The sequence below is a fragment of the Achromobacter sp. Root170 genome, assembly GCF_001428165.1.
Taxonomy (GTDB): Bacteria; Pseudomonadota; Gammaproteobacteria; order Burkholderiales; family Burkholderiaceae_B; genus Achromobacter; species Achromobacter mucicolens.
On record NZ_LMHN01000001.1, the window covers coordinates 456,656 to 477,129 of the forward strand.

At 68.1% G+C, this 20,474-nt stretch carries 16 protein-coding genes; 11 read left to right on the plus strand and 5 right to left on the minus strand.

The genetic code is table 11. The annotated features are described in order from the left end of the window. Genes ASD87_RS02050 through ASD87_RS02080 form a run of 7 tightly spaced genes read left to right on the plus strand, consistent with a single transcriptional unit; the run spans position 1 to position 8,383 of the window. Positions 1-1,269, plus strand: a complete 1,269-nt coding sequence (locus ASD87_RS02050) for a 3-isopropylmalate dehydratase large subunit (protein ID WP_056316467.1) — start codon at positions 1-3, stop codon at positions 1,267-1,269. After that, entirely contained in the window at positions 1,266-1,766 is a 501-nt protein-coding gene (locus tag ASD87_RS02055) for a 3-isopropylmalate dehydratase (RefSeq protein ID WP_056316470.1), read from the plus strand. Before ASD87_RS02050 ends, ASD87_RS02055 begins: the two co-directional genes overlap by 4 nt. 10 nt (positions 1,767-1,776) lie before the next feature. Then, complete coding sequence (locus ASD87_RS02060) at positions 1,777-3,447, plus strand: hydantoinase B/oxoprolinase family protein (protein WP_056316471.1); 1,671 nt, start codon at positions 1,777-1,779, stop codon at positions 3,445-3,447. Continuing rightward, positions 3,444-5,492: a hydantoinase/oxoprolinase family protein gene (locus ASD87_RS02065; protein ID WP_056316474.1), complete on the plus strand. Its 2,049-nt coding sequence runs from the start codon at positions 3,444-3,446 to the stop codon at positions 5,490-5,492. The genes ASD87_RS02060 and ASD87_RS02065 overlap by 4 nt, the downstream gene beginning before the upstream one ends. 9 nt (positions 5,493-5,501) lie before the next feature. After that, on the plus strand, positions 5,502-6,110 hold the full coding sequence (locus tag ASD87_RS02070) for a cysteine hydrolase family protein (RefSeq protein ID WP_056316476.1): 609 nt from the start codon (positions 5,502-5,504) through the stop codon (positions 6,108-6,110). Next, positions 6,107-7,510, plus strand: coding sequence for an FAD-dependent oxidoreductase (locus tag ASD87_RS02075; RefSeq protein WP_056316478.1), 1,404 nt, complete (start codon positions 6,107-6,109; stop codon positions 7,508-7,510). The genes ASD87_RS02070 and ASD87_RS02075 overlap by 4 nt, the downstream gene beginning before the upstream one ends. A gap of 9 nt (positions 7,511-7,519) precedes the next feature. Further along, positions 7,520-8,383: an oxaloacetate decarboxylase gene (locus ASD87_RS02080; RefSeq protein ID WP_056316481.1), complete on the plus strand. Its 864-nt coding sequence runs from the start codon at positions 7,520-7,522 to the stop codon at positions 8,381-8,383. 114 nt (positions 8,384-8,497) lie between these two features. Here the strand turns inward: ASD87_RS02080 and ASD87_RS02085 are convergent, their stop codons facing one another. Then, positions 8,498-9,118, minus strand: coding sequence for a chorismate lyase (locus ASD87_RS02085; protein ID WP_056316482.1), 621 nt, complete (start codon positions 9,116-9,118; stop codon positions 8,498-8,500). 93 nt (positions 9,119-9,211) lie between these two features. Between ASD87_RS02085 and ASD87_RS02090 the strand changes: the two genes are divergently transcribed. After that, the gene (locus ASD87_RS02090; protein ID WP_056316485.1) at positions 9,212-9,943 is read left to right on the plus strand and encodes a pseudouridine synthase; all 732 of its coding nucleotides are present in this window, start codon (positions 9,212-9,214) and stop codon (positions 9,941-9,943) included. Positions 9,944-10,018: 75 nt separating this feature from the next. Here the strand turns inward: ASD87_RS02090 and ASD87_RS02095 are convergent, their stop codons facing one another. Further along, positions 10,019-10,930, minus strand: a complete 912-nt coding sequence (locus tag ASD87_RS02095; RefSeq protein WP_056316487.1) for a LysR family transcriptional regulator — start codon at positions 10,928-10,930, stop codon at positions 10,019-10,021. A 332-nt stretch (positions 10,931-11,262) separates the two neighbouring features. On the opposite strand from ASD87_RS02095, the gene ASD87_RS02100 reads away from it, so the two are divergent. From ASD87_RS02100 to adeC, 3 genes are read left to right on the plus strand one after another with little or no spacing between them, the layout of a single operon-like run. Further along, positions 11,263-12,465 carry an efflux RND transporter periplasmic adaptor subunit gene (locus ASD87_RS02100; protein ID WP_056316490.1) on the plus strand — a complete coding sequence of 401 codons (1,203 nt, stop codon included), beginning with the start codon at positions 11,263-11,265 and terminating at the stop codon, positions 12,463-12,465. 14 nt (positions 12,466-12,479) lie between these two features. Then, entirely contained in the window at positions 12,480-15,659 is a 3,180-nt protein-coding gene (locus ASD87_RS02105; protein ID WP_056316491.1) for an efflux RND transporter permease subunit, read from the plus strand. After that, positions 15,659-17,137 (plus strand): AdeC/AdeK/OprM family multidrug efflux complex outer membrane factor, encoded by a 1,479-nt coding sequence (gene adeC / locus ASD87_RS02110; protein WP_056316494.1) that lies wholly within the window; start codon positions 15,659-15,661, stop codon positions 17,135-17,137. The genes ASD87_RS02105 and adeC overlap by 1 nt, the downstream gene beginning before the upstream one ends. 88 nt (positions 17,138-17,225) lie before the next feature. Here adeC and ASD87_RS02115 read toward each other — a convergent pair whose 3' ends face one another. The 3 genes from ASD87_RS02115 to ASD87_RS02125 form a co-directional block, all read right to left on the minus strand. Continuing rightward, the gene (locus tag ASD87_RS02115; protein ID WP_056316497.1) at positions 17,226-17,477 is read right to left on the minus strand and encodes a GlsB/YeaQ/YmgE family stress response membrane protein; all 252 of its coding nucleotides are present in this window, start codon (positions 17,475-17,477) and stop codon (positions 17,226-17,228) included. Positions 17,478-17,591: 114 nt separating this feature from the next. Beyond that, the gene (locus tag ASD87_RS02120; RefSeq protein ID WP_056316499.1) at positions 17,592-18,206 is read right to left on the minus strand and encodes an SCO family protein; all 615 of its coding nucleotides are present in this window, start codon (positions 18,204-18,206) and stop codon (positions 17,592-17,594) included. Between the two features lie 157 nt (positions 18,207-18,363). Beyond that, positions 18,364-20,430 carry a M3 family metallopeptidase gene (locus ASD87_RS02125; RefSeq protein WP_056316501.1) on the minus strand — a complete coding sequence of 689 codons (2,067 nt, stop codon included), beginning with the start codon at positions 20,428-20,430 and terminating at the stop codon, positions 18,364-18,366. Positions 20,431-20,474 lie beyond the last annotated feature (44 nt).

The following is a 20,474-nucleotide window of genomic DNA, read 5'->3' on the forward strand; positions in this document are numbered from 1 at the left end:
ATGGCCCAGCCTCAAACCCTGGCCCAGAAGCTGATCGCCGCCGCCTGCGGGCGTGAGACGGTGGCCGAGGGCGAAATCGTGACCTGTGCGGTCGACCTGGCGATGTTCCACGATTCCAGCGGTCCCCGGCGCCTGCAGCCCATGCTGCAAGAGCTGGGCGCCACGTTGTGGGATCCGTCCCGCATCGTGCTGGTCATCGACCACTACGTGCCGGAATCGGACGACGAATCGCGCCGCATCGTGCGCATCGCGCGCGACTGGGCCGCGGAGCAGCAACTGCCCAACGTGTATGACTCGGTCGGCATCTGTCACGTGGTGGTGCCGCAGCACGGCCACATCCGCCCCGGCATGTTCTGCGTGGGCGGCGATTCGCATTCGCCGACCGGCGGCGCGTTTGGCGCGTATATGTTCGGCATCGGCAGCACCGAAATGCTGGGCGTGGCGGTCACCGGCCAGATCTGGGTCAAGGTGCCCAAGACGCTGATGATGCACTGGCGCGGCCAGCTGGCGGCCGGCGTCACCGCCAAGGACATGATGCTGCACATGATCGGCCGCTACGGCATGAACGGCGGGCGCTACCAGGCGGTGGAATTCTGCGGCGAGGCAGTGCGCGCGCTGTCCATGCAAGAGCGCATGACGCTGTCGAACATGAGCGCCGAGCTGGGCTCGCAGGTGGGCCTGATCGCCCCGGACGAGACCACCGCGGCCTATCTGCGCGAGGCGGGCGTGACGGCGGACCTGGACCTGGCGCGCTGGCAGAGCGACCCGCAGGCCGACGCCGAATGGCACGAGTTCGATGCCGCGGCGCTGGCCCCGCAGGTCGCCGCGCCGCACAGCCCGGCCAACGCGCGCGGCGTGGACGAATACAACGACGTGCCGGTGCAGGTGGCCTACATCGGCGCCTGCACCGGCGCCAAGCTGGACGACCTGCGCGCCGCGGCCAGCGTGCTGCGCGGCCGCCGGCTGGCGGACGGCATGCAGCTGATGGTGGCGCCGGCCAGCCGCGTGGATCAGGATCAGGCCGACCGCGAAGGCGTCATGCAGGTGCTGCGCGACGCCGGGGCCCAGGTGCTGGCTACGTCCTGCGGCGCCTGTGCGGGCTATGGCGGGTCCATTCCGGACGGCGCCAGTGTCATTTCCACCACCGCGCGCAATTTCAAGGGGCGCATGGGCTCGGAGACCGCGCAGGTCTACCTGGCTTCGCCCTACACCGTCGCGGCGTCGGCCGTGGCGGGCCGCGTGGCCGACCCCCGGGAGTTCCTGGCATGAACGCAGACACCACGACGCACCGCGTCTGGCGCGTGGGCGCGGACATCGACACCGATGCGCTGGCGCCGGGCGCCTACATGAAATTCGGCATCGACGAGATCGCGCGCCACTGCCTGCAGCGGGTCCGGCCCGATTTTGCCGGCCAGGTCCAGCCCGGCGACGTGCTGGTGGCCGGCCCCAACTTCGGCATCGGCTCGTCTCGCGAGCAGGCGGCCGCGGCGCTCGTGCGCCTGGGCGTGGCCGCCGTGATCGCGCCGTCCTTCAACGGCCTGTATTTCCGCAACGCGTTCAACGTGGGGCTGCTGCTTCTGACTTGCAGCCAGGCCGACACCCTTGCCGAAGGCGAAGGCGTCACGTTCGACCCGGCCGCCGGCCGCATCGGCCGTCCCGGCGGCAACCCCGCCGAATTGCATTGCGAGCCCGTGCCCGGCTTCCTGCTTGACATGGTGCAGGCCGGCGGACTGCTGAATCTGCTGAAACAGCGTCAAACCTCTTAGGAACAACATCATGCTTGACCCCGTTACCCTGGCGGTCCTGAAGGGCCGCCTGGAACAGATCGCCGACGAAATGGACGCGACGCTGTACCGCAGCGCGTTCAATCCCATCATCGCCGAGGCCCATGACGCCTGCCACGGCATGTACGACGCCGCCACCGGCGCCACGCTGATCCAGGGCAAGTCGGGCCTGCCCGTCTTCGTGGGCGCGATGGCGTTCGCGGTGAAGGCGGCGGCCAAGGCCGCGGCCGGCCGTGGGGGCATGGTGGATGGCGACGTGTGGCTGTTCAACGATCCTTACGAAGGCGGCACGCACGCCAACGACTTCAAGCTGGTCAAGCCGGTGTTCCGCGGCGGCAAGCTGTTCTGCTTTCTGGCGTCGGCGGCCCACTGGCATGACGTGGGCGGCGCGGTGCCCGGCAACTACAACCCGGCCGCCACCGAATGCTGGCAGGAAGCGGTGCAGATCCCGCCCGTGCGCATCGTGCGCGCTGGCGTGCTGGACCAGGACGTGCTGGCCATCCTGAAGGCCAACACCCGTCTGCCCGACAGCCTGTGGGGCGACCTGAACGGCCAGCTTGCGGCGCTGGAACTGGGCGCGCGCCGGCTGGACGGTCTGCTCGACGAATACGGCGACGCGACGGTGCTGGAGTCCCTGGACACCCTGCGCGAACGGGCGCGCCGCCTGATGCGCGATCACATCGCCCGCCTGCCGGATGGCGAGTACGCCTTTGAAGACATGCTGGACAACGACGGCGTGCGCGATGCGCCGCTGCGCATCGCGCTCAAGCTCACCATCGCCGGTGACCGCCTGGGGCTGGATTTCACCGGCACGTCGCCGGCCTGCGCGGGTCCGGTCAACATTTCGCGCGCCACCGCCATCGCGGCCTGCTACGTGGCGCTCAAGCACCTGTTCCCGGATGTCCCCGCCAACGCGGGCGTGCTGGACGCGGTGGACGTGACGCTGCCGGACGGCCTGGCGATCTCGGCCGACCGTCCGCGTCCGGTCGGGGGCTACACCGAAACCATCCTGCGCATGATCGACGTGATCTTCTGCGCGATGGCCCAGGCCGCACCGGACCGCGCGATGGCGCAGGCCTACGGCACCATCAATGCGCTGTCGATCGCCGGCTACCGCAGCGACGCCGCCCGCAAGGGCCAGCGCTGGGTGATGTTCAGCTTCTTTGGCGGCGGCCACGGCGGGCATTCGGACGGCGACGGCCTGAGCCACGGCAATGCGCCGATCTCCACCGCCACCATTCCGCCGCTGGAAATCCTGGAAGCGGCGTATCCGGTGCGCTTCACGCAATGGGCGCTGCGTCCGGATTCGGCGGGCGATGGCGCGCATCGCGGTGGCCTGGGCGCCATCTATGAAATTGAATTACTGGAAGACAGCGCCGAGGCCTTCATCTTCGGCGAGCGCGGCCGCAGCGCGCCCAAGGGCATCGCGGGCGGCGGCCAGGCCGCGCTCAACGTCTTTCGCTATCAGCAGGACGGCCAGTGGCTGTCCCCGCCCATGAGCTCGAAGATGCTGGGCATCCGGCTGCAACGCGGCGACCGCGTGCGTCTGGAAACCCCGGGCGGAGGCGGCTATGGCGATCCCGCGCGGCGTGACCCCGCGGCGCGCGAGCACGACCGCAAGATGGGCTATGTGAGCGACATTCAGAAGGAGCAGTCGGCATGAGCGCGGCGCAAGGTTTGGTGGTGGGCGTGGACGTGGGCGGCACGTTCACGGATCTGTTCGTGCTGGACGAGGCGGGCGGCAGCGCCCGCGTGGTCAAGGTGCCGTCGACCCGCGGCGAGGAAGCGCGCGGCTTCATGAACGGCATCGCCCGCGTGGCTGACGGCGCGGGCGACATCGCGACGATCGTGCACGGCACCACCGTGGGCACCAACGCACTGCTGGAGCGCAAGGTCGCGCGCACCGGCATCATCACGACCGAGGGCTTTCGCGACGTGCTGGAAATGCGCCGCCGCGACCGGCCGCAGACCTGGGGCCTGCGCGGCAACTATGAACCCGTCGTGCCGCGCGATCTGCGCCTGGAAGTGCGCGAGCGCGTGCTGGCCGATGGCGCGCTGCACACGCCCGTGGACCTGGACCAGGTCGAGGCTGCAGCGCGCACGCTGCTGGCGCAAGGCTGCGAGGCGGTCTGCGTGTTCTTCGTGAACGCCTACGCCAATCCCGTCAACGAGGCCCAGGCTGCCGCCCGCGTGCGGTCCATCTGGCCCAACGGCAACGTCACCGCCGCCACTGAGGTGCTGCCCGAGATTCGCGAGTTCGAGCGGTGCTCGACGGCGGTGCTGAACGCCGCGCTGCAGCCCGTGGTGGGCAGCTACCTGACGCGCCTGGAATCCGATCTCCAGCAGCACGGCTTCCAGGGCGAACTGCTGGTGGTGCAGAGCAATGGCGGCGTGATGTCGCGCCAGACGGCGTGCGACGTGCCCGTGCGCACGGCCTTGTCGGGGCCGGCGGCCGGCGTCATCGCGTGCGCGGCCATTGCCCGCGCCGCAGGCTTTCCCAATGTGGTCACGGGCGACATGGGCGGCACCTCGTTCGACGTGTCGCTGGTGGCCGAGGGCGAGGCCTCGCTGTCGGCGCAGACCGCCATCGACTTCGGCATGGTCGTGCGCGCGCCGATGATCCAGATCGAAACCATTGGCGCGGGCGGCGGCTCGATCGCCAGCGTCGACGCCGGCGGGCTGCTGCAGGTCGGCCCTGAATCCGCGGGCAGCATTCCCGGCCCGGCCTGCTATGGCCGCGGCAACACCCGGCCCACCGTCACGGACGCCAACGTGCTGCTGGGCCGCATTGCCGCGGACCGCCCGCTGGGCGGCGGTCTTCTGGCCAAGATGGACGTCGACCTGTCGCGCGCCGCCATCGAGGAACACGTGGCGCGTCCGCTGGGACTGGACGTTCACGCCGCCGCGGAAGCCATCCTGACGGTCGCCAACGCCAAGATGGCCGGCGCGATCCGCGTTGTGTCCATCGAGCGCGGCCACGATCCGCGCAAGTTTGCCTACATGCCGTTCGGCGGCGGCGGCGCGCTGCATGTGTGCGCCATGATGAACGAGGTGGACGCCGCCCACGGCATCGTGCCGCGCTATCCGGGCGTGACCTCGGCGCTGGGCTGCGTCATGGCCGACATGCGCCACGACGGCGTGCAGACCCTGAACGTGGCGCTGGATGCGCTGGACGCGGCCGACCAGCTGGCCCGCATCGACGGGCTGGCAGACGCCTGCCAGCAGCGCCTGGATTCGGCGGGCGTGTCGTTCGAGGGCATCCGCGAAAGCATCGAACTGGACATGCTGTACGTGGGCCAGAGCCACACCGTGCGCGTCGAGGTGGGCCGCGCGGACATCAGCCGCGAAGGCATCGCCGCCGCATTCGATCGCGCCTACCAGGCCGCCTTTGGCCGCAGCCTCACCGGCATTGCGGTGCGCATTCTGAACCTGCGCTACGCGCGGATCGGCCAGCGTCCCAAGTTCGATCTGGCCCTCCTGGCGCCCACCAGCACAGCCATGCCTGCGGCGCTGGGCACGCAGGCAGTCTTTCATGCCGGGCAATGGCACGATGCGGTGCGCTACGCGCGCCTGGACCTGCCGGTCGGCGCCGAGGTGGCGGGCCCGGCCATCCTGGAACAGCCCGACACCACCATCTGGATCGAGCCCGGCTTTGCGGGCCGGGTCGATTCTCTGGGCAATCTGCTGATCGCCCGGACTGCATCGTAGGAGCCCGCCATGCACGCCTTCGATCCCCGCACGACCGCGCTGGTCATCATCGACCTGCAGAACGACTTCCTGGCGCCGGGCGGTGCCTACGACCGCGGCGGCGCGGTCAGCCCGCAGGCCAGGGCCTTGCCCGCGCGGGTCGCGCCCGTGGCCCGCGCGCTCAAGGGGCAGGGCGGTTTCGTGGCCGCCAGCCAGTTCACGCTGTGGCCCGATGCGCACGGCGAACCCATGATCTCGCCGCATCTCAAGCAACTGCGCCCGTTCCTGCGCCGTGGCGATTTCGTGGCCGGCTCACCCGGGCAGGCAAACGTGGCCGAGCTGGACGGGCTGGTCGACGTATCGGTCTGGAAGGTCGCGTACTCCGCCTTCTTCAACACGCAGCTCGACTGGGTGCTGCGGCGCGCGGGCGTCTCCAGCGTGGTGGTGGCCGGCATCGTCACCAATGGCGGGGTCGCCAGCACGGTGCGCGATGCCCACATGCGCGACTATCACGTGACGGTGCTGGCCGATGGCTGCGCCGCGCCCACGCCTGCCATGCACGAGGCCGCGCTGGCGGACCTGCGCACGGTGGCCGAGGTGGTGTCGTGCCAGGACCTGCTGGACAGGCTGGCATCGTGAGCGCACCCGTCGTCAGGAGGGGCGTGGCGCCGGGCGCCGACGCGATGCACGTGCCGGTGGCCATCATCGGCGCGGGCGCCTGCGGCCTGACCGCCGCGCTGCGTCTGGCCAGCGCCGGCATCGAGACGGTGCTGATCGAACGCGATGCCGTGCCCACCGGATCCACGGCGCTGTCTTCCGGTTTCATTCCCGCGGCAGGCTCTGCCGTGCAGCGCGCCGCAGGCATCGAGGACGACGCGCAGCGCTTTGCCGCCGACATCCAGGCCAAGGCCAACGGCACGGCCTCGCCAGCCCTGGTGGCTGCCTACACCGGCGCGGCCGCCGCCGCCATGGACGCATTGGCCGCGCACGGGCTGCGCTTCGAGGTGCTGGACGGCTTCCTGTATCCGGGACACACGGCGCGGCGCATGCACACGCTGCCCGAGCGCACCGGCGCGGCGCTGGTCGCCGCCCTGGAACGCGCCGCCACCGGGGCAGGCGCCTACCTGCTGACGCGCGCGCTGGCCCGCGAAATCTGGACGGACGACGAAGGCCAAGGCCGCGTGTCGGCGGTGGGCTGCGAACGCCCGGACGGCTCGGTCGACGTGATCGGCTGCGATGTCCTGATCCTGGCCTGCAACGGTTTTGGCGGCAACGCCGCGATGGTGGGCGAGTACCTGCCCGCCATGCGCGAGGCCGTCTACGGCGGCCATGCGGGCAACGACGGCAGCGCCATCCAGTGGGGCACGCAGCTGGGCGCGCGTCTGGCGGACCTGGGCGGCTACCAGGGCCACGGCTCCTGGGCCACGCCACAAGGCGCGCTGATTTCCTGGGCCGTGATGATGGACGGCGGCGTGCAGATCAACCGCGAGGGCCGGCGCTTTCACGACGAGACGCACGGCTATTCCGAGGCCGCGGTCCACGTGTTGGCGCAGCCGGACTCGGTCGCCTGGAACGTCTTCGACGACCGCACGCTTGCGTTGGCGCGCGGGTTTCCGGACTTTGTGCAGGCCGAGCAAGGCCAGGCGCTCAAGACGTGCGCCGGCGTGCCCGAGTTGGCCGCGCTGATCGGCTGCGATCCGCTCGTGCTGGACCAGACGCTGGATGCGGTCCGCCCCGGCGCGCCGGATCCGCTGGGACGCCGCTTTGAACGGACCCTGCAGGAGCCGTACCACGCGGTCAAGGTGACCGGCGCACTCTTTCACACACAAGGCGGATTGGACATCGACGCGCAATGCCGCGTTCTGGACAACGCCGGCCAGGCGCTGCCCAACCTCTTGGCCGCGGGCGGCGCCGCCCGGGGCGTTTCGGGCAACGACGTGTCGGGCTATCTGTCCGGCAACGGCTTGCTCAGCGCGGTTGCGGGCGGCCATATCGCCGCGGCCACGGCGGCGGCGCTGCTCGGGCGCCGCCTGGATTAGGAACCCAAGATGCAAACACAGAATCTGAAAGCGCAATTGGCGGCCGGCACCGTGCTGGCTCCCGGCGTCTACGACGCCTTGTCGGCGCTGATCGCCGAGCAGGCGGGCTTTTCCGCGCTGTACCTGTCGGGCGCGTCGATCGCTTACTCGCGGCTGGGCCGTTCGGACATTGGCCTGACCACGTACACCGAGGTCGAGGACACGCTGGCCCGCATCGCCGAGCGCGTGTCGGCGGCCGTGATCGTGGATGCCGACACGGGATTCGGCAACGCGCTGAACACCCAGCGCACCGTGCGCGGCTTCGAGCGCGCGGGCGCGGCCATGATCCAGCTCGAAGACCAGACCTTTCCCAAGCGCTGCGGCCACCTGGACGGCAAGAGCGTGATTCCCGCTGCCGAGATGTGCGGCAAGCTGCGCGCCGCCGTGGACGCACGCGTCAATGCGTCGACGCTGATCCTGGCGCGCACCGACGCGCTGGCGTCCGAGGGCCTGGAGGCGGCGCTGGACCGCGCAGAATCCTATCTGCAAGCCGGTGCGGACGCGCTCTTCATCGAAGCGCTGCGCACGCCGGAACAGATGCGCGCGGCCTGCGACCGCTTCGCGGCGCGCGTGCCGCTCCTGGCCAACATGGTGGAGGGCGGCAAGACGCCGGTGCAGGACGCCGGCGCGCTCGCCGCCGTGGGGTTTCGCATCGTGATCTTCCCGGGCGGCACCGCGCGCGCCGTCGCGCGTACGCTGCAGGGCTATTACGGCAGCCTGCGCCAGCACGGCACCACGGGGCCGTGGAAGGACAGGATGCTGGACTTCGACGGGCTCAATGACGTGATCGGCACGCCGGAACTGCTGGAGCAAGGGCGGCAATACGAAGGCTGAACCCGCTTACAGCGGGGGGCAGGGTTCCTGAATCGGGGCGGTGTGCGCGGTTGTGACAGCAGCGGGGGCGCCGCGTGGGCTGAACGTTTTCGCCGCAGCCCGCATTCAGCCGCCTCAGCGCGGCGTGCGCTGGTGCGGCACGAGCGGCGGCACGGGCTGGCCGGCGATCAATTCCCAGAAGTCCGGCAGAAAGCACTCGGCCACCAGCAGCGGCTGGCCCTGGCGCCAGAACACCGAGCGGCGCGCCCAGATCCGGCCGGCCTGCAGCGCGCGGGCTTCAGGCGGCAACACGTTCGAGGCGGTGGCATGGAACGGTACGGGCGAGGCCAGGCGGCGGCACGCAAAGGGTGACCGGATCACCGTGCTGTCGTGATACAGCATGTCGGCCAGCGGCCGGGTCAGCAGGCGCCGCATACCTTGCCAGGCGCCGTGCGAAGCGGTCAACGGCGTCAGGCTGCGCGCCGGGACGCTGTCCACGCCATTCACCGACATCAGCACTTCGCGGATCCACACGGGCGCACCCGGCGCGATCTGCATCGCGCGCGCCTCGTCAGCCGGCGCGCCATCGGCATACTCGGCCAACACCCGCAGACGCACTTGCCCGACCTGGCGCAGGCCAGCGGTCAGCGCGCCTGGCCGGAACAGCCAGTGGCGTTGGGCGGGGGACAGAAGGGCCGGGGCTTGCGCCAGCCAGCCGGCGGCGAGAGGGGTGCGATGGGCTGCGGGTGTCGTCATGGCTGCGTATTATGCCAAGCCCCGCCCGAAGGCCGTCTGCGTCGCAATGCCGCAGGGCAGGGGGGCACCGGCCGTCCGCATACAATACCGCCCATGGAAAAAGTACGTATCTCCAAGCTCATGTCCGAGCGCGGACTCTGTTCACGCCGCGAGGCGGACAGCTATATCGAGCGCGGCTGGGTCCGCGTCGACGGCGTCGTCGTGTCCGAACTGGGCGCGCGGGCCTATCCCGACCAGGAAATCACGCTGGAACGCGCCGCGCACGCGCGCCAGACCTCCCGCGTCACCATCCTGATCAACAAGCCGGTGGGCTATGTGTCCGGCCAGGCCGAAAAAGGCTACACGCCTGCCGTGGCGCTGATCGATTCACGCTCGCGCTTTGCCGGCGACCGCGCCCCGCAGCGCTTCGAACGCGCCCACCTGGACGGGCTGGCCGTCGCTGGCCGCCTGGACATCGATTCGCAAGGGCTGCTTGTCCTGACGCAGGACGGCCGCGTCGCCAAGCAACTGATTGGCGAAGACTCCACCATCGACAAGGAATACCTGGTCCGCGTTCAGGGCGAGCTCTCCGACAACGGGTTGGCCTTGCTGAACCACGGCCTGTCGCTGGACGGCAAGCCCCTCAAGCGCGCCCAGGTGCGCTGGCAGAACCACGACCAGCTGCGGTTCGTGCTGCGCGAAGGCAAGAAACGCCAGATCCGCCGCATGTGCGAAATGGTGGGATTGAAAGTGATCGGCCTGAAACGCGTGCGCATCGGCCGCGTCGCGCTGGGCGACCTGCCGCTGGGCCAATGGCGCTACTTGCGCGACGACGAGTCCTTCTGACACTCGCTCCCTGATTAGTCACCCGTCCCGACATCTGCTGTCGGCGTACTAAGGATTTTTCAGTCTGTTTCGGCCTTAGCCGCGTCTCATGAAAGCAGGCGTATCCTTCGCTTGCCAGTGGCTGCCCAGCCGCTCCATCAGGAACTCGATGAAGATCCGGGTCTTGGCGGGCAGCAGGCGCGTCTCGGTGACGGCGTGGACCGGAAACGGGCCAAGCTGCCAGTCGGGCAGCACGCGCTGCAACTGGCCGGACTGCTGTTCCGCCAACTGACCTCCCACCAGCACCGCAATGCCCGCGCCCAGCATGGCCAGGCGGCGGGCCATGGCGACGCCATTGACGGAAAACCGGTTGCCCGGCGTGAACTCGATGTGCTGTTCGCCGTTGGTGAGCGGCCAGCGCGTCACGCGGCCGGCGCCTTCCGCGCGGAACTCAATGCACTCGTGCCGGGTCAAGTCGCTGGGATGCTTCGGTTCGCCGTGCTTCTCCAGGTATTCGCGCGAGGCATACAGGTAGGCAGGCAGCATGCCCAGCAATCTTGCAATCTGGGTCGAGTCGGGCAGGTCGCCGATTTCGATCGACACGTCGCAGGTCTGGAACACGCGCGATGCGTGGTCCGGGTTCGCGAGGTCCAGGAAAAACGTCACATCGGGATAGCGCCGGGAAAACTCCATGAACGATTCAGCCAGGAAGTCCGTGCCGAAGTCCGCGGGCATGTTCACCCGCAGCGGCCCGGCCGGCGTGTCCACCAGCTTTTGCAGTTCTTCATGGGCGATCTGCGCCTCGGCCACGATGCGCTGGCAGCGTTCGAAATACAGCCGCCCGGCGTCGGTCAGTTCCACCTTGCGCGTGGTGCGGCTCAGCAGCCGCAATCCCACGGACCGCTCCAGTTCGGCCACCTGGCGAGACAAGGTCGACTTTGGGACGCCCAGCGTTGCCGCAGCGCGGCTAAAACTGTTTGTCTTGGCGACCTCGACGAAGAGTTCCATTCCCTGTAGGCGTTTCATGACCGAATTTTGTCACAGTGCGGATCGGACAATTGTCCCATAAATGGAATGATGTTTTCTCTTCATGCCCCTTTGTTTCTAAAGCGGGATAACTCAGAATGCGAGTTCTGCAATGCAGCAATGCGATAAACGTCCAGCCTTGCGTGTTCCACGCGAATCCACCCAGGTCGAACGCTGCGGACCGCGCCAAGACGGTCTGACGGGCTGATGTTCTTCGCAGAATCGCCCCAGGCAAACCGGCCCCTTCAGGGCCAACAGGCACGCGGCGCTTGCGCGGCGTGGGGCTACCTTTATTGAAATCGGGAATGCAATCTATGAATAAGAAAAGCGCTATGTGGCGCGGCGCGGCGGTTTTCGCGCTGACGGCATCGGCTCTCACCCTGGCCGCTTGCGGCAAGAAGCAAGAGGCGCCCCAGGCGGGCAAGCCGCAGGTCACGGTCGTCACCCTGGCGACGCAGCCCGTTTCCCTTACCACCGAACTGCCTGGCCGCACGTCCCCGTTCCGCGTGGCCGAAGTCCGTCCGCAGGTCAACGGCATCGTCCAGAAGCGCCTCTTCACCGAGGGCGGCGAGGTCAAGGCGGGCGAACAGCTCTACCAGATCGATCCCGCCCTCTACCAGGCCAACGTCGACAGCCAGAAGGCGGCGCTGGCCCGCGCCCAGGCGCAGCAGAAGACGGCCGCGCTGCTGGCCGAGCGCTACAAACCGCTGGTCGCCACCCGCGCGGTCAGCCAGCAGACCTACGACAATGCCGTCGCCTCGCGCGATCAGGCCGCCGCCGACGTGCTGTCGGCCAAGGCGGCGCTGGACACGGCCCGCATCAACCTCGTCTACACCAAGGTGCTGTCGCCCATCGACGGCATCATCGGCCGCTCCGCAGTCACCGAAGGTGCGCTCGTGACGGCCAACCAGACCAGCGCGCTCGCCGCGGTGCAGCAAATCGACCCCATCTACGTCGACCTCACGCAGTCCAGCGTGCAATTGCTGCGCCTGCAGGATGCGCTGGCCAGCGGCCAGCTGCAAAAGGCGGACGGCGAGCAGGCCGCGCTGGTCACGCTGACGCTGGAAGACGGCTCGCAATACAAAGAGACCGGCAAGCTCCAGTTTTCGGAAGTGACCGTGGACCCGGGCACGGGCTCGATCACGCTGCGCGCCGTGTTCCCCAACCCGGACCGGCGCCTGTTGCCCGGCATGTTCGTGCGCGCGCGCCTGGCTGACGGCGTCGCGGCCGACGGCCTGCTGGTGCCGCAGCGCGGCGTGACGCGCAACCAGCGTGGGCAGCCGACCGCGCTGGTCGTCAATGCCAAGAACCAGGTCGAATTGCGTGACCTGAAGACCGATCGCGCCATCGGCGACAAGTGGCTCGTCACGGACGGCCTGGCCGCCGGCGATCGCGTGATCGTGGAAGGCCTGCAGATGGTGCGCCCCGGCGTTGAAGTGGTCGCCACCGAGGCCAGCGCCAAGGCGCCGCAGCCGCAGCAGCCGCAAGCTGCCGGCGCCGCGCCGGCCAAGCAGTAATCAGGGAGCCACGCATGGCAAAGTTTTTTATCGACAGGCCGGTATTTGCCTGGGTGATCGCGATCGTGCTGATGATGGCCGGCGCGCTGTCCATCCTGCAGCTGCCGGTTGCCCAGTATCCCAACATCGCGCCGCCCGCCATCGGCATCGCGGTGACCTACCCGGGCGCGTCCGCGCAGACCGTGCAGGACACCGTGGTGCAGGTGATCGAGCAGCAGATGAACGGTCTTGACGGCCTGCAGTACATCTCCTCGGAAAGCAACTCCGACGGCAGCATGTCCATCACGCTGACCTTCAAGCAGGGCACCAATCCCGACACCGCGCAGGTGCAGGTCCAGAACAAGCTTGCGCTGGCGCAGCCGCTCCTGCCGCAGGAAGTGCAGCAGCAGGGCATCCGCGTCACCAAGGCCACCAAGAACTTCCTGATCGTGGCGGGCTTCGTGTCCACCGACGGCACGATGACCAAGGACGACCTGGCCGACTACGTCGCCTCGTACGTGCAGGATCCCATCAGCCGCACGCAGGGCGTGGGCGACTTCCAGCTCTTCGGCTCGCAGTACGCGATGCGGATCTGGCTGGACCCGGCCAAGCTCGTCAACTACGGGCTGACCACGGTCGACATCACCACCGCGATCAAGGAACAGAACGTGCAGGTGTCGTCCGGCCAGTTGGGCGGCCTGCCGTCCGTGCGCGGCCAGCAGCTGAACGCCACCATCATCGGCCCGTCGCGCCTGCAGACGCCCGAGGACTTCGGCCAGATCCTGCTCAAGGTCAATTCCGACGGTTCGCAGGTGCGCCTGCGCGATGTCTCGCGCATCGAACTGGGCGGCCAGACCTACGCCATCGACAGCTTCTACAACGGCAATCCGGCTTCGGGCCTGGCCATCAAGCTGGCGCCGGGCGCCAACGCGCTGGACACGGCGCAGGCGGTGCGCGACACCATCAACAACCTCAAGCCGTATTTCCCGCCGGGCATGGACGTCGTCTATCCGTACGACACGACGCCGTTCGTCAGCCTGTCGATCCATGAAGTGTTCAAGACGCTGGTCGAGGCCATCATCCTGGTGTTCCTGGTGATGTATCTCTTTCTGCAGAACTTCCGCGCCACCATCATTCCCACGCTGGCCGTGCCGGTGGTGCTGCTGGGCACGTTCGGCGTGTTGGCCGCCTTCGGTTATTCCATCAACACCTTGACCATGTTCGGCATGGTGCTGGCCATTGGCCTGCTGGTCGACGACGCCATCGTGGTCGTGGAAAACGTCGAGCGGGTGATGGCCGAAGAAGGCCTCACGCCCAAGCAGGCCACGCGCAAGTCCATGAGCCAGATCACCGGCGCGCTGATCGGCATCGCGATGGTGCTGGCCGCCGTGTTCATCCCGATGGCGTTCTTCGGCGGCTCCACGGGCGTCATCTACCGGCAGTTCTCGATCACGATCGTGTCCTCAATGGTGCTGTCCGTGATCGTGGCCATCGTGTTCACCCCGGCCCTTTGCGCGACGCTGCTCAAGCCCATTCCCAAGGGCCATCATGGCGCCAAGAGGGGCTTTTTCGGGTGGTTCAACCGCACGTTCGAACGCAGCAGCAACGGCTACGCCAACACCGTCGCGCGCGGCCTGAACCGCACCAAGCGCCTGATGGTCGTGTATCTGGCGCTGGTCATCGCGATGGGCTGGCTGTTCACCCGCATCCCGACCGCGTTTCTGCCGGCCGAGGACCAGGGCATCCTGTTCGCCCAGATCCAGACGCCCGCCGGCGCCACCGCCGAGGCCACCAAGGCCGTCATCGACGACGCCACCAAGTACCTGCTGACCGAAGAAAAGGACGCCGTCACCTCGGTGTTCGCGGTCAACGGCTTTAACTTCGGCGGCCGCGGCCAGAACGCGTCCATCCTGTTCATCAAGCTGCGCGACTGGGAAGAGCGCGGCGATGCCAGCCTGAAGGCCGCCGCCGTGGCCGGGCGCGCCAACGCGCATTTCGCCCAGACGGAACGCCGTGCGAAATTGTTCGTCGTGCCGCCGCCGTCCGTGATGGAACTGGGCAACGTCACCGGCTTTGACTTCCAGCTCATGGACCGCGCCGGCGTGGGCCACGAGAAGCTGCTTGCCGCGCGCAACCAGCTGCTGGGCGAGGCCGCTCAGAGCCCGGTGCTGGTGGGCGTGCGTCCCAACGGCATCGAGGACGCGCCGCAGTACCAGCTGGATATCGACCGCGAAAAGGCCCGCGCCCTGGGCGTGGCCGTGTCGGACATCAACAGCACGCTGGCCACCGCGTGGGGCTCGTCGTACGTCAACGACTTCATCGACCGCGGCCGCGTGAAGAAGGTGTTCGCGCAGGGCGAGGCGTCCTCGCGCATGCTGCCGGAAGACCTGAACAAGTGGTACGTGCGCAACAAGGATGGCGACATGGTGCCGTTCTCGGCGTTCTCCAGCGCCACCTGGAGCTTCGGCCCGCAAAAGCTGAACCGCTACAACGGCGTGCCGTCGTACAACATCCAGGGCCAGGCGGCGCCGGGCTACAGCTCGGGCGCAGCCATGGAAGAAATGGAGCGCCTGGCGGCCAAGCTGCCGGTGGGTGTCGGGTTCGAATGGACCGGCCTGTCGTTCGAAGAACGCCTGTCCGGCGCCCAGGCGCCCGCGCTGTACGCGATCTCGCTCATCGTGGTGTTCCTGTGTTTGGCGGCGCTCTATGAAAGCTGGACCATTCCGTCCGCGGTCATGCTGGTGGTGCCGCTGGGGATCATCGGCGCGCTGCTGGCCACGCTGATGCGCGGCCTGTCCAACGACGTGTACTTCCAGGTGGGTCTGCTGACGACCATCGGGCTGGCGGCCAAAAACGCCATCCTGATCGTGGAGTTCGCCAAAGAGCACTATGAATCGGGCGCCAGCCTGACGGAATCGGCCATCCACGCCGCCCGCCAGCGTCTGCGTCCCATCCTGATGACATCCCTGGCGTTCATCCTGGGCGTGACCCCGCTGGCGATTTCCAGCGGCGCGGGCTCGGGCAGCCAGAACGCCATCGGCACGGGCGTGATCGGCGGCATGCTGACCGGCACGTTCCTGGCCATCTTCTTCGTACCGGCTTTCTTCGTCATCATGCTGCGCGTGTTCAAGGTCAAGCGCATGAGCGAAAACGTCGACAAGCACGACACCAGCGCCAAGGGGCCGCAGGACGTGCCGGCGGAGGGTCAACCGTAATGACATTCCCGATGAGAACCTTGCTGTCTGTATCCCTGGCGGCGGCCCTGGCGGGCTGCTCGCTGGCCCCCACCTACGAGCGTCCCGATGCGCCCGTCGACGCGGCTTACCCCACGGGGCCGGCCTACAACGCCGCCCAGACGGCCGCACCGGCCGGCATGGCCGTGGCCGACATCGGCTGGCGCGACTTCTTCGGCGATCCGCTGTTGCAACAGCTGATCGAACAGTCGCTGACCAACAACCGCGACCTGCGCGTGGCCGCGCTGAACGTCGAGGCGGCGCGCGCGCAGTACCGCATCCAGCGCGCCGACCTGGCGCCCAGCATCGGCGTGGCGGGCCAGGGCTCGGCCCAGCGCACGCCGGCCGACCTGTCGCCCAGCGGCCGTGCCACCACCAGCCACAGCTACCAGGTGGGCGCCGCCATGTCCGCCTGGGAGCTGGACCTCTTTGGCCGCATCCGCAGCCTGAGCGACAAGGCGCTGGAGTCGTATCTGGCGCTGGACGAAACCCGCACCGCCACGCAGCTCACGCTGATCGCCGAAGTTGCGAACGCTTACCTTACGCTGCGCGCGGACCAGGAACTGCTCAGCCTGACGCGCGACACGCTCAAGAGCCAGCAAGACTCCTACAACCTGACCAAGCAGAGCTACGACCAGGGCCTGTCCACGGCGCTGGACCTGAGCCAGGCCGAAGTGTCGCTGCGCACGGCCGAGCGCAACCTGTCGCAATACACGCGCCAGGCCGCGCAGGACCGCAATGCGCTGGTGCTGCTGGTGGGCCAGCCGTTGTCGCCCGAGATGGCGGCGGCGCTGGACAACGCGGTCAAGCTGGACGACAGCATGCTGCCGACCACGTTGCCCGCCGGCCTGCCGTCCGATCTGCTGGCCCGCCGCCCGGACATCCGCGCCGCCGAGCATCAGTTGAAGGGCGCCAACGCCAATATCGGCGCGGCGCGCGCCGCGTTCTTCCCGACCATCAGCCTGACGGGTTCGGCCGGCACCGCCAGCGCCAGCCTGGGCGGCCTGTTCGACGGCGGCTCCGGGGCCTGGAGCTTCGTGCCCCAGATCACCGTGCCGATCTTCGCGGGCGGCTCGCTGCTGGCGGGGCTGGATCTGGCGAAGGTGCAGAAGAACATCCAGGTGGCGCAGTACGAGAAATCCATCCAGACGGGATTTCGCGAAGTGGCCGATGCGTTGGCCGGCCGCGGCACGCTGGACGAGCAGATCCAGGCGCAACGGTTGCTGGTGGACGCCAACCAGCGCGCGTATGACGCGTCCGAGCAACGTTTCCGGCAGGGGATCGACGATTACCTGAGCGTGCTGGATTCGCAGCGCTCGCTGTACACCTCGCAGCAGGCGCTGGTCGACACGCGTCTGGCGCGGCTGACCAATCTGGTCACGCTGTACAAGGTGCTGGGCGGCGGCTGGACGGAACGCACGGTGGCCGCGCCTGCCGCACCGGCCGCGACTGCGGGCTGATTGCCTGGCGCGCGTTTGGCGGTTTGCCATGCAAAACGGGCCGATCTTGCGATCGGCCCGTTTTTTTTGCCTGTCGAACGCGCGGACGTCAGGTGCGCTTTCTGGCGATCAGGCCCACCACGAACAGCACGATGATCGCGCCGACGACGGATCCGATCCATCCCGCGGGTTCGCCGGGCGCGTACCAGCCCAGCGATTGGCCCAGGAAGCCGGCCACGACGGCGCCGATGATGCCCAGAATGGTGGTCATGATGATCCCCATGTTCTGGTCCCCGGGCATGATGGCGCGGGCGATCAGGCCCACGATGAACCCGACGATGATCATGATGATGATGCTCATGCGCGTACTCCTTACTAGGGGAAAAGGGGGCAATGTGGACTGATGATACCCACGGATACCCGCGCCCCGCGCGCCACCGTTGTAACAACTGGTGTGCGGACCCCGCCCGTCGGGTCAGGAGGTCAAGTCGATGAGCTGGCGCACGTCCTTGGTCAGCGCCTCGATGCTGTCGGTGTCAGATGCCAGCAGGCGCGCCTTTCCGTCCTTGTCGAAAATGTACACGCCGCGGCTGTGCGTCACTTCGTACATGTCGGCGTCGTCGCCAGGACGGGGCTTTTCGATCTGGTAGGCCACGCGGTAGCGGCGCGCCAGGTCCGCGATCTGCTTTTCGTCGCCCGTCACGCCGATGGCGTTGTTGTTGAAGGCATTGACGTAGGCCTGCAGGATGTCTGGCGTGTCGCGGTGCGGGTCCACGCTGACAAAGAGAATCCGCACGTCCTTGGCCTTGTCGCCCAGGTTTTGCAACACCGCGGTCAACTGCGCCATGGTGGTGGGGCAGATGTCCGGGCAGCTGGCATACCCGAAAAAGAGCAGCACCGTCTTGCCCTTCAGGTCGTCGCTGCTGACCGTCTTGCCGCCCGCGCCCGGTAGCGAGAACTTCAGGTCCGGCAGGTGCCCTTTGACGTTGTAAAGCGTCCAGTCCACGTTCCTGTCGCCGCAGGCGGCAAGAAACACACACAAAGCCATCAGCAGTCCGCCAAAGAAGCGGCCGGTAATCGAGTGTCGCATGGGTCCAGTAGCCGGAAGGGGGTAAACCTTTCGGATTCTACCTGCTGGATCCGTGAAGAGTTTGCGCGGCCGCAATGCCTTGTGCCGGCGCAGGCTGAAATCAAAAAAATGGCCCGCTTGAACGCGGGCCATTTCCAGGGAGTGAACAACCGCTCGATCAGCCCGCCGTCATTCCGCTATGGCGCAGCAGCGCATCGATACGCGGCGCGCGGCCGCGGAACGCGGCAAACGAATCGGCCGCCGGGCGCGAGCCGCCCACGGCCAGCACTTCGCGACGAAAGCGCGCGCCGGTTTCCGGATCCAGCGTGCCCAGCGCATTGCCCGCCTGTTTGGCAGCCGCTTCCTCGAAGGCCTCGTACGCGTCCGCCGACAGCACTTCGGCCCACTTGTAGCTGTAATAGCCCGCGCCGTAACCGCCCGCGAACAGGTGCGAGAAGGCGTGCGGCAGGCGATGCCATTGCGGCGGGAACAGCACCGCCACTTCCTGGCGCACTTCCTGCAGCAACGCCAGCACCTCGGAAATCGACGCGCCCTTGCTGCGGTCGTGCATCAGCATGTCGAAGAGCGCAAATTCGATCTGGCGCACCGTCTGCATGCCGCTCTGGTAGTTGCGGGCGGCGACCAGGCGGTCGTAGAGCGCGCGCGGCAGGGGCTCGCCCGTGTCCACATGCGCCGACAGCTTCTGCACCACGGCCCATTCCCAGCAGAAGTTCTCCATGAACTGCGAAGGCAGCTCGATGGCGTCCCATTCGACGCTGGCGAACGCCGCGGCGCCGGGCTCGTCGACTTCGGACAACAGCGCGTGCAGCGCGTGTCCGGTTTCATGGAAGAGGGTGATGACGTCGTCGTGCGTCAGCACGGCGGGACGATCGCCGTTGGGGCGCGAGAAATTGCAGGTCAGGTAGGCGATGGGCGTCTGCACCTTGCCGGCCACGACGCGGCGCGTGCGCTCGCTGTCGACCCAGGCGCCATTCTGCTTGCCGGCGCGGGCGTACAGGTCCAGGTACAGATGGCCGATCAGCGCGCCTTCGGGGCTTTCGACGCGCACGCCGCGCACGTCGCCGTGCCACGACGACACTGGCGTTTCGGTCAGGCGCACGCCGAAGAGGGTCTGGATCACGTCGAACAGGCCGGCCAGCACGCGCGGTTCGGTGAAGTACTGTTTGACCTCGTCTTCCGAGTACGCATAGCGCGATTCGCGCAGGCCTTCCGAGGCGTAAGCCACGTCCCACGGCTGCAGGCTGTCCAGGCCCAGTTCGCCGGTGGCATAAGCCGTGAGTTCGGCCAGGTCACGCTGCGCGAAAGGCTTGGCGCGCGCGGCCAGGTCGCGCAGGAACCCGGTCACTTCCTTGGCGTCGCGGGCCATGCGCGTCTGCAAGCGCAGCGCGGCAAACGTGCCCAGGCCCAGCAGGCCCGATTCTTCGGCGCGCAGCGCCAGCAGTTCTTCGATCAGCGGCGAGTTGTCGAACTTGGCGTCGCCCTGCTCGGACGCCACCGTGCCGTAGCCGCGGTACAGCGCCTCGCGCAACGAGCGGTCCTTGGCGTACTGCATGACGGGCAGGTAGCAGGGCATCTTCAGCGTGAGCTTCCAGCCGGCATTGCCGTCTTCCTGGGCGGCGGCGCGCGCGGCGGCGATCACGTCCGCCGGAATGCCGGCCAGGCGGCTTTCGTCTTCCACGATCAGCGACCACGCGTCGATGGAATCGAGCACGTTTTCCGAGAACTTCTGCGAGGCCTGCGCCTCGCGATCGGAGATCTGGGCATAGCGTTCACGGTCCGCGCCTTGCAGTTCGACCCCGCTCAGGCGGAAATCGCGCAGGGCCATTTCCACGATGCGGCGGCGCACCGGCGTCCAGGACGCGAAGTCGGGCGCGGCGGCCAGCCGCTGATATTGCTTGTACAGGCCTTCGTGCAGGCCCACCCAGGTCGAAAACTCGGTGACCAGCGGCAGCGCGGCGTTATAGGCTTCGCGCAGCTCCGGCGTATTGACGACCGCATTCAGATGGCCGGCCACCGACCAGGCGCGCCACAGTCGCTCGGACGCGGTGTCCAAGGGCTCGACCACGGCCTCCCAGGTGGGCGCGAGCGCGGGGTCGGCAGCCTGGTCGACGGCCTTGCGGGCGATGCCCAGCAGCTCTTCGACGGCAGGCACGATATGCGCGGGTTTGACGGCCGCGTAATCGACCAGTTCGGACACGGGAGCGAGCAGGGGGTTCTGAGTCATGGTGTTACCGGCTTATTGAGTGGCGGACGACGCGCGCGGCGCGC

What these genes read in the sequence shown, in the direction of transcription:
- ASD87_RS02050 (WP_056316467.1), top strand. Translation starts at nt 1, where the DNA reads ATGGCCCAGCCTCAAACCCTGGCCCAGAAGCTGATCGCCGCCGCCTGC.
- ASD87_RS02055 (WP_056316470.1), top strand. Translation starts at nt 1,266, where the DNA reads ATGAACGCAGACACCACGACGCACCGCGTCTGGCGCGTGGGCGCGGAC.
- ASD87_RS02060 (WP_056316471.1), top strand. Translation starts at nt 1,777, where the DNA reads ATGCTTGACCCCGTTACCCTGGCGGTCCTGAAGGGCCGCCTGGAACAG.
- ASD87_RS02065 (WP_056316474.1), top strand. Translation starts at nt 3,444, where the DNA reads ATGAGCGCGGCGCAAGGTTTGGTGGTGGGCGTGGACGTGGGCGGCACG.
- ASD87_RS02070 (WP_056316476.1), top strand. Translation starts at nt 5,502, where the DNA reads ATGCACGCCTTCGATCCCCGCACGACCGCGCTGGTCATCATCGACCTG.
- ASD87_RS02080 (WP_056316481.1), top strand. Translation starts at nt 7,520, where the DNA reads ATGCAAACACAGAATCTGAAAGCGCAATTGGCGGCCGGCACCGTGCTG.
- ASD87_RS02085 (WP_056316482.1), bottom strand. Translation starts at nt 9,118, where the DNA reads ATGACGACACCCGCAGCCCATCGCACCCCTCTCGCCGCCGGCTGGCTG.
- ASD87_RS02090 (WP_056316485.1), top strand. Translation starts at nt 9,212, where the DNA reads ATGGAAAAAGTACGTATCTCCAAGCTCATGTCCGAGCGCGGACTCTGT.
- ASD87_RS02095 (WP_056316487.1), bottom strand. Translation starts at nt 10,930, where the DNA reads ATGGAACTCTTCGTCGAGGTCGCCAAGACAAACAGTTTTAGCCGCGCT.
- ASD87_RS02100 (WP_056316490.1), top strand. Translation starts at nt 11,263, where the DNA reads ATGAATAAGAAAAGCGCTATGTGGCGCGGCGCGGCGGTTTTCGCGCTG.
- ASD87_RS02105 (WP_056316491.1), top strand. Translation starts at nt 12,480, where the DNA reads ATGGCAAAGTTTTTTATCGACAGGCCGGTATTTGCCTGGGTGATCGCG.
- adeC (WP_056316494.1), top strand. Translation starts at nt 15,659, where the DNA reads ATGACATTCCCGATGAGAACCTTGCTGTCTGTATCCCTGGCGGCGGCC.
- ASD87_RS02115 (WP_056316497.1), bottom strand. Translation starts at nt 17,477, where the DNA reads ATGAGCATCATCATCATGATCATCGTCGGGTTCATCGTGGGCCTGATC.
- ASD87_RS02120 (WP_056316499.1), bottom strand. Translation starts at nt 18,206, where the DNA reads ATGCGACACTCGATTACCGGCCGCTTCTTTGGCGGACTGCTGATGGCT.
- ASD87_RS02125 (WP_056316501.1), bottom strand. Translation starts at nt 20,430, where the DNA reads ATGACTCAGAACCCCCTGCTCGCTCCCGTGTCCGAACTGGTCGATTAC.